The following is a 15,861-nucleotide window of genomic DNA, read 5'->3' on the forward strand; positions in this document are numbered from 1 at the left end:
TTAATCATATTACAGGCGTAAGCAAATTATCCCAGTCGAACTTGTAGTAACCCATCGGAGTTACAGCCAGACAGGCATTGCAACTGGTGATGAAGTCGTCGACGTTTGCCAGGAGATTGGCGATATTCGCTTCCAGGAAGCCGCCGAAGTTCGGATCGAGGACGATACCGGGATTGTTCGGGTCGATCAGCAGCTTCAGCGCGACGGCATTGTCGGGACCGTTGCCCGGATAGCCGTTGCGATGATTGTCGCCGGGGGCGCGGCAGATGTTGGCGGGATTCCAGTTGATGACCGAGAAGTAGCCGCCGAGCCGCTCCTCCACGTCGGCGCCGTTGCCGTCGACGAAGATCGCCTCAGGCGCACCGCCCGCCGCCATCAACCGGTTCTGGATGTAGGTCGTCACGACCTGGAAATTCATCCCCGGGTGGTGATGCACGAGCCGCGCATTCGCATTGGCGAGATTGTATGGCCCGTGGCCGTTTTGAAGGTCGTGATCGACCTGAGCGGCGATCGTCATCAACCTCGGGGTGTAGTTTCCCTGTGGTACGATATGGCCTTGATGATCCAGCAGTTGCGTTCCGGGCACGAGTTCATTGTGGAACCGCACCGGGCGCGGATGGATATCATGCATGTCGAACGCATCGAACCTGCCGTTCCCGCCATAGTCGCGATATTGCGGATTGTATCCGTGAATGGCGTTTGTATCAAAAACTGCTAATGTTACTTCGTTCATGGCGCAACCTCTTGACTTTAATTTTTATGATTGAATGAAATAATCTATTACGCGATGACATTACTAAATTTACGTCCAGTTATTATTGCTTCCATCTATGTCGCGGAAACGAAAACGTTTCTCCCTTTCGGTCCAAAGATAAAAGGTTTCGCACAGTCGGGCGGCGATCACGTTGGATCTGGCTGAACCGGAGCGGCCGTCGCCGTGACGGTGGGGCGGGAAGTTGAGGCCTTGAACGCACGGACAATCGCCCCCCAGACCGGCCATTCGACGGGTCGATCCTGGGGTCGGCAGACATGCTTTCCTCGAATGATGGCCACAGGAACCGCCCTAGCCGTCACGCCTTTCCGCGGCCTCGGCGGAAGCCTCTTGCGGTCGCCGGACAAATCTGCTCAGTTGACTGGACAACTTTGGAAGGTCGTGGATGTCGAACACGCGCGCCAGCTTGGGACCGCTCTACCTGCGGATCGCGGAAGGCCTGAAGGTCCGCATCAGCGAACTTGGGCCGGGCGCGCGGATTCCCAGCGAACCACAGTTGGCAAAGGATTGGGGGGTCAGCCGCTTCACCGTCGCAAAGGCAGTGGAGCAACTGGTCGACGAGGGACTGGTCACGCGCCGGCAAGGCAGCGGCTCGTTCGTCGCCGAAGCGCCGCTGCGTCGCGCGCCAGGTTACCTCCTGAGCTTCACCGAGGCCGTCGAGGCAGCCGGCCATCTGGCGTCGCATCGCCTGCTCGCCTTCGAGGCGGCGGGCAGGCACGATAACCTCCCCTATCCCTCCGGAACGGAACTCATGCTTCTTGATCGGCTTCGGTTGGTCGACGGACGCGCCGTGGCGCGACACCGGTCGTGGCTCTCGGCGGATCTGGTTGCCGAAACCGGCCTGTCCTTCGACCTCGCGCGCCAGCCGTCCTTTTCCCTGTACCGTCATTTCGAGCGCCAGGGCCTGACGGTGGCGAGCGCCACCGAGCGGCTGTTTGCCTGCAGCGCCGACGAACAGGATCGAACGCTGCTCGGGCTGCCGGACGACGGTGTCGTCGTTTCCGTCACCCGGCACTCCTTCGCCGCCGATGGCCGTCTGCTCGACGCCGTCAGCGCCATCTATGACGCCCGCCGGTATTCCTACGAGGCACGCCTCGTCCGGCAGCATCATTCGGGGAACCACCAGAAACAGGAGCACCACAATGAACAGACTGGCAGTGATCAGCGCGGCTTCCTTGGCCCTCGCCTCGGGCCTTGGAGCAACTGAGGCATCGGCGCAGGACAAGCGCGCGGCTTTGATCGTCGCGCAGGGCGGACTGGGCGACCAGTCCTACAATGATCTGGCCAACTCCGGCTTCCAGCGCGCCATCGAGGAGACCGGGATCGAGGGTCGTGCCGTCGAATCCGACGACGTGGTGGCCCAGGCCGCCGAGATCCTGCGCCGGGCATCCGACGCCGGGTTCGGGCTGATCGTCGACCTCGAATACTCCCACGGCGAGCCGATGGTCGAAGTGGCCCCGGACTACCCTGACACCGACTTTGTCATCCTCAACCAGGTGCGCGAGGGCGACAACATCGCCTCCGTTCTCTTCCAGGAACAGGAAGGCTCCTATCTGGCGGGCACGCTCGCCGCGCTGGTAACGACGGACGACTCCATCAAGGGCATCAATCCCGAGCCTATCATCGGCGTGATCGGCGGCACGAAGTCGGCCGGCATCGACAAGTTCATCGCCGGCTACATCGAGGGCGCCAAAGCCGCCAATCCCGACGTCGAGGTGAAGGTCGCCTATTCCAACAATTTCGGCGACCCGTCGATCGGTCTCCAGATGGCGAAAGCCATGTTCGAGGAAGGTGCGGATATCGTCTACCAGGTCGCCGGGGGCACCGGCATGGGCGTGATCCAGGCCGCCAAGGAGGAAGGTCACTACGCGATTGGCGTCGACACCGACCAGGACGGCATCGCTCCGGGAGCGGTTCTCGCCAGCATGATCAAGCGCACCGACGTCGCGGTCGAGGAAGTCGTGAAAGGCTATGCCAAAGGTGAATTTCCCGGTGGCGAGACCATCACCTTCGGCCTGAAGGAGAACGGCGTTGGACTTTCGGAGATGAAGCACACCAAGGACCTCATACCGGCCGAAATCCTGGAGAAGGTCGAACAGGCCAAGCAGGACATCCTTTCCGGCAAGGTGAAGGTGTGGAACGTCGTCGATCAGGGCTATCCCGACTACCTCAAGTAGGTCGAACCTGTTCGAATGTCTGTTGAACGGAAAGCAGCGGCATCGACGAGCCGTCTGGGCGCGCGCGGCGTGACCAGGCGGTTCGGACCGGTCGTTGCCAATGACGGCATCGATTTCGATGCCAGGCGCGGGACTGTGCATGCGATCGTTGGCGGCAACGGAGCCGGCAAGTCGACGTTGATGCGCATTCTTCAGGGGCTCGACCGGCCGGATGAGGGCAGCGTCGTCGTGGACGGACAGCCCGTCACGTTCGCCGGTCCGGCCGATGCCTTCGATCACGGGATCGGCATGGTCCACCAGGAGTTCATGCTCGTTCCAGGCCTGACCTTGCTCGAAAATCTGGTCCTGTCGCACGAACCGACTAACCGGCTGGGGCGCATCGACCGCAAGAAGGCGCTGCGAGCCGCCCGCGAACTGGAGCGCGAGGCGGGCGTCGAACTCGACTGGAACATTCCTGTCGACAAAGCGCCGGTCCACGTGCGCCAGATCGTCGAGATCCTCCGCCTGCTCTATCGCGGCGCCGACGTGCTGATCCTCGACGAGCCGACCGCCGTCCTCGCGCCGGCCCAGGTCCGGGAACTGGTTTCCCTGCTGCGCAAGCTGCGTGACGAAGGCCGCACCATCATCTTCATAAGCCACAAGCTGGATGAAGTCATGGATGTCGCCGACGACATCACCGTCATCCGCAACGGGCGGAAAGTTGCGAGCCTTCCGTCGTCGGAGGCCAGCAAGGAAATCCTGGCAGAAATGATGATCGGCGAGGTTCTCGCCCCGCCGAAGGCCCGGGACAGCAAGGCGGGGCCCGCCGTCCTGGAGATCAAGGGCCTCGCGGCACTTGATCCGGCAGGCAACCAGCGCCTTCACGAACTCGATCTCGCAGTGCATGCCGGGGAGATCGTGGGGATTGCCGGCGTTGCTGGAAATGGTCAGGACGAGCTGGCTCTCGCGATCACCGGTCTAGGAGAGGTCAGCGCGGGGACAATCAGCCTTGGCGGCTCCGACGTCACGCGCCTCTCGCTGGCCGAGCGTCGCAAGCGGGGATTTTCCTATCTGAGCCCCGACCGGGCGGCCGAAGGGCTCTGCCTCGTGGCGCCCATCCGCGAGAACGCGATCGCCGGCCACCATCGCTGGCCCGAGTTCTGCGGTTCCGGCGTCCTGAAGCGCAAGGCGATCGCGCGCCATGTGGACGACCTTCTCGACCGCTACAACGTCAAGCGCGGCTCGTCGGACCTGCCGGCGGGAAGCCTGTCGGGCGGCAACCAGCAGCGCGTCGCGGTTGCCCGCGAACTCGACGGCGACCCCAAATTCCTTTTGGCCTGCCAGCCGACACGTGGCGTAGACATCCATGGCATCGCCTTCATCCACCAGTGCCTGCTCGACTTTCGCGATCGCGGCGGCGCCATCCTGGTCATCTCGGAGGAACTAGAGGAACTGATCGCGTTGTCCGACCGCATCGTAGTCCTCTATGGAGGCCGCCGTTCGGGCGAGGTGGCGCGCTCCTCCGCGGGGATCGAGCAGATCGGCCGCCTCATGCTGGGGAGCACGGCATGAGCACTCCCGCGGTCGCATCATCCGGCGGGATCGCGCGCAGCCTGGCGGGTGCGCTTCTGCCCCTCCTCATCGCCGTCCTGGTCGCCGCGGTCATTCTGGCGCTCGCCGGGCACAATCCGTTCGACGTCTACAGGCTCCTCGCGATCGAATCCTTCGGCGGGGTCAAGCGCGTCGCAGCCACTCTTGCTGCCGCCACACCTCTTATCCTGACCGGACTGGCAACGGCTGTCGCTTTCCGCGCCGGCGCCTTCAACGTCGGAGTGGAGGGCTGCGTCTTCGTCGGCGGCCTGGCCGCCGCCTATGTGGGATTCACGTTCGTGGGGCTGCCCGCGGCGGTTCTCGTCCCGTTCGCTCTGGCCGCGTCGGTAGTGATCGGGGCGCTGTGGATGCTGCTTCCCGGCGTGCTGAAGGCGCGGCTGGACGTCGATGAAGTCGTCACGACGCTGATGCTCAACTTCATCGCGATCAGTCTGACGGCCTATCTGGTGAACGGGCCGCTGCTCGCGCCCGGCTCGGCCAACTCCGCGACGCCCATGGTGGATGCGGCCGCGCGCCTTCCAAAGCTGATGCCGCCGTCCACCCTGAACGCTGGCTTCCTGATCGCCATCGCGCTGCTCGTCCTCTACTGGCTGTGGGACCGAAGCACAGCCTCTGGCTTCGAGACTCGAATCGCCGGCCTGAATGCGCGCTTCGCGATCGCGTCCGGCATCGATGTCCCGATGCTGATCATCAAGATGATGCTTCTTTCGGGCGCCATCGGCGGCATCGCCGGCGGCATCCATGCGCTCGGCACAGTCGGCCGATTCGTGTCCGGCTTCTCGCCCGGATACGGCTTCACCGGCATTGCCGTCGCCCTGCTCGGACGCGGTTCGGCGGTCGGCATCCTTCTCGCCGCCATCCTGTTCGGAGCACTCGCGACGTCGGGCGCGACGATCCAGCTCTTTTCCGACGTGCCGATCGAGATCGTGAATGTGCTGCAGGGCATGGTGATGATCTTCGCCGTGGCACGGTTCGGCTGGATCTTCGCACGCAGGAGACGTGCGGCATGATCGACAACATCATTCACGCCGCCATCGTCATGACCACGCCATTGCTGCTCGCAGCCCTTGGCGGCCTGATCAACCGCGTCGGCGGCATCGTCAACATCGGCCTCGATTCCATGATGCTGGCGGGCGCGCTGGTCGGCCTGATCGTTGCGTCCGAGAGCGGCAACTGGATGGCGGCGCTCGTCGGTGCCGCGGCCATCGGCGCCCTGCTCGGCCTTCTGATGTCCCTGGCAGTGACCCGTCTGGAGGCGAACGAGATCATCGTCGGCCTGGGCTTCAACATCGCCGTCGCAGGTCTCGTGCGTTTCTTCCTCAAATCGGCATACGGGACCTCGGGTACGCTCAACCTCCCCGACGTCGCCCGCCTCCCGGAGATCGTCATCCCGGGTGTGGCGGACGTGCCGATCCTCGGCGCCCTCCTGTCGGGACATGATCCTCTGACCTGGGCTGCGTGGATCATGGTGCCTGCAACCGCCTGGTTCCTTCGCCGCGTACGGCTCGGGCTGCGCCTGCGCGCGGCCGGCGCCGCGCCTCAGGCGGCACGCGCCCTCGGACTGGCCCCCCTAAACCTGCGGGATGCCTCCACCGTCTTCGCCGGCGCAATGTCGGGACTTGCCGGGGTATATCTTTCGATCGGTGTTGTCGGGATCTTCAACGAGGGCATCACCGCCGGCCGCGGCTTCATTGCACTCGCCGCATTCTATTTCGGCCGCAACCACCCCTGGCCGACTGCGCTGGGCGCGCTCCTGTTCGGCTTCTTCGATGCCTTCCAGATCAGGATGCAGGGCCGCGGCGTGCCTGCCGAACTGGTGCAGATACTCCCTTACGCCATGGTCATCGTCGTCTTGACGGTGATGGGGATCACAATGCGCCGTTCGCGCGCGAGAGGAAGGTCGTGATGGCCAAACCGGACAAGACCGCGCTCATCCTGGTGGATGTGATCAACTCCTTCTTCGAGGCCGGACACCCCAACCACTATCCCGGCGTGGAAGACGTGCTCGAACCCATGCGCGCCTTGCGGAATGCCGCACGCCGCTCAGGCGCCATCGTGGTTCATGCCGCGGAACGGCACCGGAAGGGTTTCGAGGATTTCGAGTGGCGCAAGCTGCCGATCCACCATCTGGAAGGCGCTCACGACGCAGCGTTCTTCGCCGACTTTGCCCCTGACGGGGAGAACGAGACCGTGGTTTACAAGCGCCGCTTCAGCGCCTTCTTCGGAACCGACCTCGCGCTCTTCCTGCACGAGCAGGATGTCACGCGCGTCGTCATCGCGGGCGTCAAGACCAACGTCTGCATTCGGGCTACGGCGCAAGACGCCTTTGCCAGCGGTTTCGAACCGGTCGTCCCGCGCGAGGCGACCAACTCCAACCGGCCGCACCTCGCGGAAGCCTCGCTCGAGGACATCAACCGCTACATGGGCCGTGTCGTCCCTCTCGCGGAGGCATTGGAGCTGTTGTCGTGAACGCGACGGTCGCCATCACCGGGTATGCGAGCCTCGATCATGTGGCGATGCTGGACTCCGTGCCGACCCCAGGCCGGACGTCGACCATCGTCTCGCGAAGCGAGGATGCATGGCCGCGGCTTGGCGGCAGCCCCGCCTATGTCGCCGCCGCGCTGGTGGCCGGGGGCATCGCCAATGCCGTTCCCGTCAGCTGGGTTGGCAACGATCAGGCTGGTGAGCATTACGTCGAGCAGCTCCGATCCCGGCGGATCCCAACCCACGGTGTGGAGACCATTCCCGGCGCCCGGACGCCCATGGCCATTCTCGCCTACGATCCGCATGGCGGCTGCTCCTGCCTCTACGAACCGGGGATGCCGGCGAACCTGACTCTCTCTGCCGCCCAAACCCGGCTGATCGGGGAAGCCGGCTGGGTTTGCGTCACGATCGGCCCGGTCGGAGCGACGAGAGCGGTGCTGGAGGCCCTCCGGCCCGAATCGAACCTCGCCTGGATCGTAAAGAATGATCCGCGAGCGATGCCGCCGGATCTCGCCTCCCGGCTCGCCGGTCGTGCCGACGTGATCTTCCACAGCCAGGCCGAGAAGGGATTTCTTGCCGCCGCGCATGCCGGGGCATCGAACCTCCGTGCCGGGCAGATCGTGATCGAGACGCAGGGTCGCGGCGGTGCCGTCCTGACGCGGAATGGCGACGCGACGAGCGTTTCCACCTTCCCCATCGAATGTTCCGACCCGACCGGGGCGGGCGACACCTTTGCGGGCGGGGTGATCTCCGTGCTGGGCAAAGGTGAAACGGACATGCGCGCCGCGGTGGAGGCCGGCCATCGCGCGGCCGGCGCCCTGTTGAGCGCGCGACAGACAAACTTCATGGAAAGTGCATAGCATGACGAAAGAAGAAACATCGGATCGCGCCTGGTATATCGGCGTCGGCCGCGAGGACGTGGGCGACGCCGCCATCCTGATCGGCGATCCAGCGCGGATCGCGCGCATTGCCGATCACCTGGAGGATCCAGTCTTCCTGCCGGAGAACCGGGGCCTGCGCACGGTGACAGGCGTGCGGGCAGGCCGGCGCGTTACGGCCACGGCCTTCGGTATGGGAGCGCCGATCGCCACGATCGTGCTGCACGAGCTCTACGCACTCGGCATTCGCACCTTCCTGAGGATCGGCACGGCCATGGCCATTCCACCCGCCGCGGTCGGAGAGTTCGTGCTGGCAGACGGCGCGCTTCGCGCGGATGGAACCTCCGATACCTACGCCCCGCTCGGATATCCGGCCATAGCCGACTTCGCCCTGAACACCGCGCTGCGCAAGCGGCTTGGCGAAGGCTCGCGTCGTTGGCACGCCGGCATCTTCGGCACCTATGACGGCTTCTATACCGAGATGTTCGGGCTTTCCGGCGCGCGGCGCGAGATGATCGGCAGCCTGAAGAAGGACATCGAGCGCATGGGGCTGATCGGCACCGACATGGAGACGTCCGCCTTGCTGGTCGCCGCGCGGGTTCTAGGCGCGCGTGCCTCCACTCTGTGCGTTGCCACCGTCGATGCGCACACGCAGGAAAAGATCGGCGAGAGCGCCATGGCCGAAGCCGAGGTCGAACTGTTCGAAGTCGCGCTCGACGCGCTGGCTGCACTGCCGGCCTGATCATCTCCAGGAATATTCAGAAGAAGGAACGCGAAATGTCGTCCTCGCTCCTCGATCGCTATTTCGGATCCCTTGCCGAACGGCTGGAGACAGTCCGCAGCACCCAAGCCCAAGCAATCGCGCAGGCTGCCGAGCACAGCGCCGCCAGCATCGCCTCCGGAAAGCTCGTCTTCACCTTCGGGACAGGCCACGGCGCACTGCCGGCGCTGGAAACCTTCCCGCGCACCGGCACCGTTGTCGGCTTCCGGCCGATCGTCGAGAGCACGATGATCTCGTTCCACCACGTGTGGGGTGACATGGGCGCGCGGCAATATCGCTTCATCCATGCCCAGGAGGGCTACGGCAGGGCCATCATGCGGTCACACCAGGTCGATCCCGCCGACACGATGATCCTGTTCTCGCATTCCGGCATCAATGCCGTGATCATGGACATTGCTCTGGAATGCAGGGAACGCGGCCTGAAGGTGGTCGGCGTCACGTCCATTCCACACTCGTCCAGCACACCCTCCCGCCACTCGTCCGGCAAGCGGCTCTTCGAAGTCGCCGACGTCGTGATCGACACCGGCATACCCAAGGCCGACGCGGCCCTCGAGATCGACGGGTTGGAGCATCCCGTCGGAGCGAGTTCGACCAGCGTCACCATCGCGATCGCCCACGCGATCGTCTCCCTGACCGCCGAGAAGCTCGTCGAGCGCGGCGTCAAGCCCTACGTGATGGTCAACCCGAACACGACCGGCAAGGAAGCCGCGAACCGCCAGAACGACGAGAACTACGAAGAACTGTGGCGTCGGCTGAAGGCACGGTGAGCGAGATGGAACGCAGACTCTACATCGACGGCGCATGGGTCGACACGGGCGACGGCCGGCAAGTCGTCATCAACGACCCGGCAACGGGCGAGAAGGTCGGAACGAGTGCGATTGCCGATCGCGCCGACGTCGATCGCGCCGTTGCCGCGGCTGGCAAGGCGCTCGCCGGCTGGGCCGAGACCCATGCCGACCAGCGCGCGCGCATCCTGCACAGGGCAGCCGATCTCATTGCGGAGCAGGTCGATGCCATCGCCGATCTGCTGACGCGCGAACAGGGCAAGCCAATCCCCGACTCGAAGAAGGAGATCCTGTTTGGCGTCGAGGTGATCCGCTACTATGCGGAGGAAGGGCGCCGCCTCGGTGGGACGATTCGCCCTTCGGCGAGGTCCGACATCCGCAGCCTCGTCACAACGGCGCCCGTCGGCGTCGTCGGAGGCATCGTCCCGTGGAACTATCCCGTCGATCTCTACGCGTGGAAGGTCGGACCGGTGCTGGCGGCCGGTTGCACGCTCGTGGTGAAGCCGCCGCACGAGACACCCCTCGCGATCGGGCAGGTCGTCCAGTGCTTCGCCGACGCGGGCCTGCCGGCGGGCGTGCTGAACGACATTCCCGGTACGGGGCCGGAAGTCGGAGCCGCGCTCGCCGAGCATCCGGACGTCCGCATGATCACGGCCACGGCATCGGTGCCTGCCGGTCAGTCCATCATGCGCGCGGCCGCGTCGAACCTGAAGCGCCTCTCGCTGGAACTCGGCGGCCAGTGCCCCTTCATCGTCCTGGACGACGCCGATCCCGAGGAAGCAGCGGCAGCCGCAGCGCGGCGCTCCTTCTCCAACATGGGCCAGATCTGCATCGCAGTGAACCGCATCCTGGTTTCGCGCGGAATTCACAAGGCCTTCGCGGAGGCGCTCGCGGAAGAGACCCGCAAGATCAGGCTGGGTCACGGCGTCGAGCCGGGCGTCCTCTACGGACCGGTCCTGAACGAGAGTGTCCGCACGCGGGTGGGGAACCATCTGTCCGACGCGGTCCGGCGCGGAGGGAAGGTTCTCGCCGGCGGGCACACCCCCCACGGCGGTATCTACGACAGGGGTTTCTTCTTCGAACCGACCGTGGTCGACGACGTGCCCGACGATGCGCTCGCCCTCACCGAGGAAACCTTCGGCCCCCTCGCCGCCATCCGTCCGGTTGAGAACGACGCCGAAGCCCTGCGAGTCGCCAACGCCCTCCCCTTCGGCCTCGCCGCCTATGTCTATTCCGGCGATCTCGAACGGGCTTGGAGCCTGGCGGAGCGGATCGAAGCGGGAGCAGTGGGCGTGAACGTCAACGACACCAGCGAGCTCCAGGCTCCCTTCGGCGGCTGGAAGATGAGCGGGATCGGCCGCGAACTCGGCCGCGAGGGCATCGAGGCTTTCCGCGAATCCAAACACATCAAGATGCGCGTTCGTGACCGTCTCTGACATTCGCGGAGGATCAAAGCCCCTTCGCCAGGCCGCCGGCCTCAGATCCGCCACGGCGAAGCAAGGCCGCCGTATCTAACCCGTTGATTTGAAAGCTGGAGCGGGTGAAGGGAATCGAACCCTCGTATGCAGCTTGGGAAGCTGCCACTTTCGCTGTAAAATCCGCATCATAGATGTAAAACTTCGGTTTACATCGGGCAATTTTCTCCAATGTTTTCAGTCCTCCCGTAAAACGATCGAAGACGGTGACCTGCTCTTGCTGGCGGTGTCGTTCTCGTTCCCGGCGAGGACGAAAGGTTCTCGCCGGCGGGCACACCCCCACGGCGGTATCTACGAGAGCGCGGCATTGGCCGCGAATTCGTCCACGAGGGCATAGAGGCCCTCCCGCGAATCCATACATCAAGATGCGCGTGCACCACCGCCTCACTTTACCAAATGCCGGCTGATCAGGGTCTACCGAGGTAGTGGGAGACAAAGATTTCGCAGACGCGGCGAAACCGCCGGCTCAGTGGGTGGGGGGCATCTGACATAATCGCCGGATAGGAACCAAGGCATCGCTTCCCTACAATGGATCCCACGTCGGAAGCTTTGTGCCTTCAATTTCACGTATTGTGAGGCCCACAGCGCCACCACGACTTCAATCCGGTCCACTCGGATTCGAATGGAGATCAGAAACTGGATATAGACCTCAAACAACTTATATCCTTCCGGCCGCAAATTGTAATTGGTGATTTGTGAAATAATCAACCTCGATAGTATTTATAACATTTTGGCATTTTTCGGAATTGTTGTCCGCAGATATAAAATGACTCACATCCTATAAAATATTGCTATATATAGACTATCATGAACAAGAGCATTGAAATGACAAATCGGAAGCCATACGCAGACTCGCGCGCCGCGAAATACATTGATCGACGCGTTCTTGAGCTTAGTGCACGAAAGACACAGAACCACATTGCAATGGAGGCTGGCTTTAAGACACCGAACGTTCTCTCGATGTTGAAGACCGGCACATCCAAGGTGCCGCTCGATCGCGTCCCGGCCCTCGCCAAGGCACTCGAATGCGACCCCCGGCATCTTTGCATGCTTGCCCTCGAGCAACTTGGAGGCAGTATGACGATCAGCGCAATTGACGAGATTTTCGGCACCATCGTCACTGAGAACGAGGTAGTCTGGCTCGAGGAACTCCGCGACGCCTCCGACGGGGCCGATCCGAGGCTCACTCAGCGTGCCCGTGCCGCACTTCGCGCCATTTTCGGGAAGTAAACATGACTGGGCCGATCAATTCCTCTCGCGCCGATTTGGCCGAGCGCGTGAACCGACCAATTACCGCTAACGAGCGATACTGGATCGAGGTCATCAGGTCTGCATCGCGCGACAGCGATCCGCCACCGACACTGCGACAGACGCAAGCGCTCCGAACCATCTTCTGGCGTTGAGTTCCACGTAGGAGTGGCGGAAGCACCATGACCACTGGATCGACGGCTCCGCAGTTCTGGCGTGCGAGGATAGCAATGACGAACCTGATACCACAGCGCCTCGCGCTGTTGATCGACATCGACAACGGCAGAGCGGGCACCATCGACGGTGTGCTCGCGGAACTAGAACGTTACGGCCGCTGCGACCTGCGTCTCGGCTTCGGCGACTTCGAGCGGACCAGCGCCGCTTGGCGCGAGGCGTGCGTTCGTTGCGCAATCGAACCACGCCACTATCCGGCGTTGCCAATGGGAGCAAAAAACGCGGCTGACATCGCGATAGTGATCACGGCCATGGACCTGCTGCACGGAGGAAGCGTTGATGGCTTCGCTATTGTCTCCAGCGACACAGATTTCGTCAGGCTCGCAGCTCGTGTCCGGGAAGCGGGGCTACCAATCTATGGCTTCGGCCCTTGGAAGACGTCAGAGCGGTTTCGCAAAGCCTGCACACGCTTCTTCTTCGTCGAGAACCTCGTGCCGGCTGCCACAGAATATTCTTCCAGCGCTGCGCACCCACCGCTTCTAGATGTCCGAAGCGCCAGCGATGAAATCCGCCGCGCAATCACCCGCCTTCATCCTGGTGTCGGCGGCTGGATCGCAGTGGACGACCTTGAGCGGGAACTGATCAGACAGGCGCCGGATTTCGATCCACGCTCCTACGGCAAACCGATGCTGCTCGAGTTGCTGAAGGCGCAGAAGCGGCTGAATCTCAGCCAGCACCCGGTTGGTCACTGGCGCGTGCGGATCGCCACCAAGCGGCGCACTGTCGGTGACGACGTAGCGCATAACGCGGGTTGAGGCCGGTCCGAAGATCTCGGGTATGTTCTTCGACGTTCGTGTGACGATCGACTGGAGTGCTCGGATCTAGGAACCAAGCCATCCAGGTGTTGCGGCGGAGCCCGCTCTGCCTGCCCTCCGGTCTCGCCGAAGGTCATGCGGGTCACTGCCTGTCTGATCGGCCAATGCGGTCTCTTCGCTGAACGCGTTCTTCGACGCATCTCCCGCTGGGACTTCGAAGTCCTAGAGATCGGCGCGTTGTTTGAAGGGGATGCGTCCTGTGCCCGACAGACTCCGGCATCCAATCCACCCGTTTGAGCGGGATGTGCGCAACCGCCGGTCAAGTTTCGTCAACCAACGGTTGACCTGCCACTGAACTTTCATCCAGCGGCGGTTAGAGCCTTGGCCGTTTCTGTTACGCCGTAGGGCGCGGTTCGAGCAACCGGTGGAGACGCGAAGCCCTTATCGAGCGAAGCGTCGGAGGCGGTTGCGGCGAGAGTTCCGGCGAAGGCCGCCGGGGTCTGGTATCCGAGCGAGGAATGAGGTCTCGCAGAGTTGAAGTCCTGCCGCCACTCGGCGATGGCGTTGCGGGCGTGGTCGAGGCCGAAGAACAGGCTCTCGTTCAGGAGTTCGTCGCGCATCCGGCCGTTGAAGGATTCGACGTAACCGTTTTGCATGGGCTTGCCCGGCGCGATGTAGTGCCATTCGACGCGATGATCCTTCGACCAGGCGAGGATCGCGTTCGAGGTGAACTCCGTGCCGTGGTCGGAAACGATCATGTCCGGCTTGCCGCGACGGCTGATCAGATCGGTCAGCTCACGGGCCACCCGACGACCGGAGATCGACGTGTCGGGGATGGCGCCCAGGCATTCGCGGGTCACGTCGTCGACGATGTTGAGCACGCGGAACCGCCGCCCGCAGGCAAACTGGTCGTGCACGAAGTCCAGCGACCAACGCGCGTTCGGCCTCGCCTCGACCAGGATCGGCGCCCGCGTGCCCACCGCGCGTCGCCGCGCCCGGCGCTTGCGCACTGTCAGCCCCTCCTCGCGGTAGAGCCGATAGATGCGGTTGATCCCTGATGGCTCGCCCTCGCGCCGCAGCAGGATGAACAGGCGCCGATAGCCGAAACGCCGGCGCTCGTTGGCGAGATCGCGCAGCCGGCCGCGCAGTTCGGTCTCCGGCGCCCGGCACGACTGGTAGCGGATCATCGTGCGATCGGCACCGACGATGGAACAGGCCCGACGCTCCGACAGACCCATGACGGCCTGCAGATGCGCGACGGCTTCGCGCTTGGCGGCGGGCCCTACCATTTTTTTGACAGGAGCTCGCGAAGGGCCGAGGCTTCCAGCATCTGCTCGGCGAGCAGGTTCTTCAGCCTCCCGTTCTCGTCTTCCAAAGCCCTCAGGCGCTTGGCGTCGGACACGTCCATGCCGCCATACTTCGCCTTCCAGTTATACAGCGTCGCCTCAGAGACCCCGTGCTTGCGGGCCAGGTCACCTGCCTTCGCACCCGCCTCGTGCTCGCGTAGAACCCCGATGATCTGCTCTTCCGTAAATCGCTTTCGCTTCATCTGTCCGTCCTTCGATCGAGAGCCGGACTCTAACTCCAGGTGGAGGAAAAACTCAGTGGCAGGTCAGCGTAGCGAAAAGTTTACAGATCCACACACTCGACTGCCTCGCAAGCTCATCCATCGACGATGCAGCCTACCTTAACTTTCCGCGTTCTTTACACTAACTTGACATTTGACGCGGCGTTCACCGATATTATCGCCACCTCAACTAACCTGTCTCTCATCAGAAACCATCTCTTCTGCGATTCTGGATACGATCGGCGGAAAGTAGTTGTTTCTTCGTGCGTCGCCATCGCTTTCTGGCGTTCGTTCGAAATTTCCGGATCCACCTCCTCCATCTCTGCGCCGATCATCCGCAAAGACCATTCAAGTAGAAGCAAGCTCACCCTTCCGCAGTCGGTCTATCCTCAAAATGAGGTTCTTGGCGCTATTGTGAGACCAGCGCCCGCCGCGAGGCGAAGGAATTTGTCGCTCGTTCAACGCGGCGGCAAGCGCCGTTGGCGATAGAGCGTCGCCTTGCTGCAGCCTCACTTCTTGCACCACGCTCTGCAACTGCAAAGCGAGGTTAGCGGATCGAAGTGAATTGGCGTTCGTGCCCTTGCGCGCATTCGCCTTCGCAGCTTGCTTCGAGCTCTTCGTTCTCTTTGTCAATCCGGACTTGATGTTTCGACTTCGGATGACATTGCCTCGCGCTGCTTCTGACATGATAGTCATCTGCTCTTCCTTCGGGAGCGAATCCCAATAACGCCTGCGTGAGACGTCCCAGATGAGGGCGCCGCTGTTCTGCAGCATGTCGCCGAGCACTGTGAACTTCTTGTGCGTCACCGTCCCTAGCAGCCACGAGAGGTCCGCGACAGCGACAGCCAATCCTCTTGCCGACGCTTCCTGCACCACTTCGACAAATCTTCGTCGCTCGAAGAACACCGATTGCCGGTTCGTTGGCAAATCGTAAGCCGTCTTCTCGAGCCGAACTCTACCTTCCGTCGTGGCACGCCTCAACATTTGAACTTGACTCGCGACTGCGGGAAGTTCCGCTGCTTCGATTGCGGACCTCGGCCGACGACGGCAGTAGGCGAAAACGTATCCGATGGCAGCGATCAGTTCGGCCATTGAAATTCCTAAACAGTGTTGAT

Annotated in this window: 16 protein-coding genes; 12 read left to right on the plus strand and 4 right to left on the minus strand. The window is 63.0% G+C overall.

The window, feature by feature from the left end:
* Positions 1 to 4: 4 nt before the first annotated feature.
* Complete coding sequence (locus BSQ44_RS26985) at positions 5 to 733, minus strand: hypothetical protein (protein WP_157894640.1); 729 nt, start codon at positions 731 to 733, stop codon at positions 5 to 7.
* A gap of 424 nt (positions 734 to 1,157) precedes the next feature.
* On the opposite strand from BSQ44_RS26985, the gene BSQ44_RS19920 reads away from it, so the two are divergent.
* The 10 genes from BSQ44_RS19920 to BSQ44_RS19965 are packed head-to-tail and all read left to right on the plus strand — an operon-like array spanning position 1,158 to position 10,903.
* Complete coding sequence (locus BSQ44_RS19920; protein WP_072606858.1) at positions 1,158 to 1,979, plus strand: GntR family transcriptional regulator; 822 nt, start codon at positions 1,158 to 1,160, stop codon at positions 1,977 to 1,979.
* Positions 1,915 to 2,949 carry a BMP family lipoprotein gene (locus tag BSQ44_RS19925; RefSeq protein WP_072606859.1) on the plus strand — a complete coding sequence of 345 codons (1,035 nt, stop codon included), beginning with the start codon at positions 1,915 to 1,917 and terminating at the stop codon, positions 2,947 to 2,949. Before BSQ44_RS19920 ends, BSQ44_RS19925 begins: the two co-directional genes overlap by 65 nt.
* A gap of 15 nt (positions 2,950 to 2,964) precedes the next feature.
* Positions 2,965 to 4,500, plus strand: a complete 1,536-nt coding sequence (locus BSQ44_RS19930; RefSeq protein WP_072606860.1) for an ABC transporter ATP-binding protein — start codon at positions 2,965 to 2,967, stop codon at positions 4,498 to 4,500.
* On the plus strand, positions 4,497 to 5,549 hold the full coding sequence (locus BSQ44_RS19935) for an ABC transporter permease (protein ID WP_083534825.1): 1,053 nt from the start codon (positions 4,497 to 4,499) through the stop codon (positions 5,547 to 5,549). Before BSQ44_RS19930 ends, BSQ44_RS19935 begins: the two co-directional genes overlap by 4 nt.
* Positions 5,546 to 6,445, plus strand: coding sequence for an ABC transporter permease (locus tag BSQ44_RS19940; protein WP_072606861.1), 900 nt, complete (start codon positions 5,546 to 5,548; stop codon positions 6,443 to 6,445). Before BSQ44_RS19935 ends, BSQ44_RS19940 begins: the two co-directional genes overlap by 4 nt.
* On the plus strand, positions 6,445 to 7,008 hold the full coding sequence (locus tag BSQ44_RS19945; protein WP_072606862.1) for a cysteine hydrolase family protein: 564 nt from the start codon (positions 6,445 to 6,447) through the stop codon (positions 7,006 to 7,008). The genes BSQ44_RS19940 and BSQ44_RS19945 overlap by 1 nt, the downstream gene beginning before the upstream one ends.
* Positions 7,005 to 7,883, plus strand: a complete 879-nt coding sequence (locus tag BSQ44_RS19950) for a carbohydrate kinase family protein (RefSeq protein WP_083534826.1) — start codon at positions 7,005 to 7,007, stop codon at positions 7,881 to 7,883. The genes BSQ44_RS19945 and BSQ44_RS19950 overlap by 4 nt, the downstream gene beginning before the upstream one ends.
* Position 7,884: 1 nt before the next feature.
* A complete protein-coding gene (locus tag BSQ44_RS19955; protein ID WP_072606863.1) occupies positions 7,885 to 8,643 on the plus strand; it encodes a nucleoside phosphorylase in 759 nt (252 codons plus the stop codon).
* A 35-nt stretch (positions 8,644 to 8,678) separates the two neighbouring features.
* Complete coding sequence (locus BSQ44_RS19960; protein WP_072606864.1) at positions 8,679 to 9,449, plus strand: sugar isomerase domain-containing protein; 771 nt, start codon at positions 8,679 to 8,681, stop codon at positions 9,447 to 9,449.
* A gap of 5 nt (positions 9,450 to 9,454) precedes the next feature.
* Positions 9,455 to 10,903 carry an aldehyde dehydrogenase family protein gene (locus tag BSQ44_RS19965; RefSeq protein WP_072608177.1) on the plus strand — a complete coding sequence of 483 codons (1,449 nt, stop codon included), beginning with the start codon at positions 9,455 to 9,457 and terminating at the stop codon, positions 10,901 to 10,903.
* A gap of 13 nt (positions 10,904 to 10,916) precedes the next feature.
* Here BSQ44_RS19965 and BSQ44_RS26990 read toward each other — a convergent pair whose 3' ends face one another.
* A complete protein-coding gene (locus BSQ44_RS26990; RefSeq protein ID WP_157894641.1) occupies positions 10,917 to 11,114 on the minus strand; it encodes a hypothetical protein in 198 nt (65 codons plus the stop codon).
* Between the two features lie 635 nt (positions 11,115 to 11,749).
* Here BSQ44_RS26990 and BSQ44_RS19975 point away from each other — a divergent pair.
* Positions 11,750 to 12,172 carry an XRE family transcriptional regulator gene (locus BSQ44_RS19975; RefSeq protein ID WP_235633274.1) on the plus strand — a complete coding sequence of 141 codons (423 nt, stop codon included), beginning with the start codon at positions 11,750 to 11,752 and terminating at the stop codon, positions 12,170 to 12,172.
* Positions 12,173 to 12,420: 248 nt separating this feature from the next.
* On the plus strand, positions 12,421 to 13,179 hold the full coding sequence (locus BSQ44_RS19980; protein WP_072606866.1) for an NYN domain-containing protein: 759 nt from the start codon (positions 12,421 to 12,423) through the stop codon (positions 13,177 to 13,179).
* A gap of 359 nt (positions 13,180 to 13,538) precedes the next feature.
* On the opposite strand, the gene BSQ44_RS19985 is transcribed toward BSQ44_RS19980, so the two are convergent.
* Positions 13,539 to 14,728, minus strand: a protein-coding gene (locus BSQ44_RS19985) for an IS3 family transposase (protein ID WP_114579923.1) whose coding sequence is annotated in 2 segments (ribosomal slippage) — positions 13,539 to 14,476 and positions 14,476 to 14,728 — 1,191 coding nt in all. Because the reading frame shifts where the segments join, the coding sequence is not laid out codon by codon here.
* A gap of 366 nt (positions 14,729 to 15,094) precedes the next feature.
* Positions 15,095 to 15,838: a hypothetical protein gene (locus BSQ44_RS20000; protein ID WP_072606868.1), complete on the minus strand. Its 744-nt coding sequence runs from the start codon at positions 15,836 to 15,838 to the stop codon at positions 15,095 to 15,097.
* Positions 15,839 to 15,861: the final 23 nt, after the last annotated feature.

This window comes from Aquibium oceanicum, assembly GCF_001889605.1.
Taxonomy (GTDB): Bacteria; Pseudomonadota; Alphaproteobacteria; order Rhizobiales; family Rhizobiaceae; genus Aquibium; species Aquibium oceanicum.

Bases quoted from the DNA above. Each gene is read 5' to 3' on its own strand.
- BSQ44_RS26985 (WP_157894640.1), bottom strand. From the start codon at position 733: ATGAACGAAGTAACATTAGCAGTTTTTGATACAAACGCCATTCACGGA.
- BSQ44_RS19920 (WP_072606858.1), top strand. From the start codon at position 1,158: ATGTCGAACACGCGCGCCAGCTTGGGACCGCTCTACCTGCGGATCGCG.
- BSQ44_RS19925 (WP_072606859.1), top strand. From the start codon at position 1,915: ATGAACAGACTGGCAGTGATCAGCGCGGCTTCCTTGGCCCTCGCCTCG.
- BSQ44_RS19930 (WP_072606860.1), top strand. From the start codon at position 2,965: ATGTCTGTTGAACGGAAAGCAGCGGCATCGACGAGCCGTCTGGGCGCG.
- BSQ44_RS19935 (WP_083534825.1), top strand. From the start codon at position 4,497: ATGAGCACTCCCGCGGTCGCATCATCCGGCGGGATCGCGCGCAGCCTG.
- BSQ44_RS19940 (WP_072606861.1), top strand. From the start codon at position 5,546: ATGATCGACAACATCATTCACGCCGCCATCGTCATGACCACGCCATTG.
- BSQ44_RS19945 (WP_072606862.1), top strand. From the start codon at position 6,445: ATGGCCAAACCGGACAAGACCGCGCTCATCCTGGTGGATGTGATCAAC.
- BSQ44_RS19955 (WP_072606863.1), top strand. From the start codon at position 7,885: ATGACGAAAGAAGAAACATCGGATCGCGCCTGGTATATCGGCGTCGGC.
- BSQ44_RS19960 (WP_072606864.1), top strand. From the start codon at position 8,679: ATGTCGTCCTCGCTCCTCGATCGCTATTTCGGATCCCTTGCCGAACGG.
- BSQ44_RS19965 (WP_072608177.1), top strand. From the start codon at position 9,455: ATGGAACGCAGACTCTACATCGACGGCGCATGGGTCGACACGGGCGAC.
- BSQ44_RS19975 (WP_235633274.1), top strand. From the start codon at position 11,750: ATGAACAAGAGCATTGAAATGACAAATCGGAAGCCATACGCAGACTCG.
- BSQ44_RS19980 (WP_072606866.1), top strand. From the start codon at position 12,421: ATGACGAACCTGATACCACAGCGCCTCGCGCTGTTGATCGACATCGAC.
- BSQ44_RS20000 (WP_072606868.1), bottom strand. From the start codon at position 15,838: ATGGCCGAACTGATCGCTGCCATCGGATACGTTTTCGCCTACTGCCGT.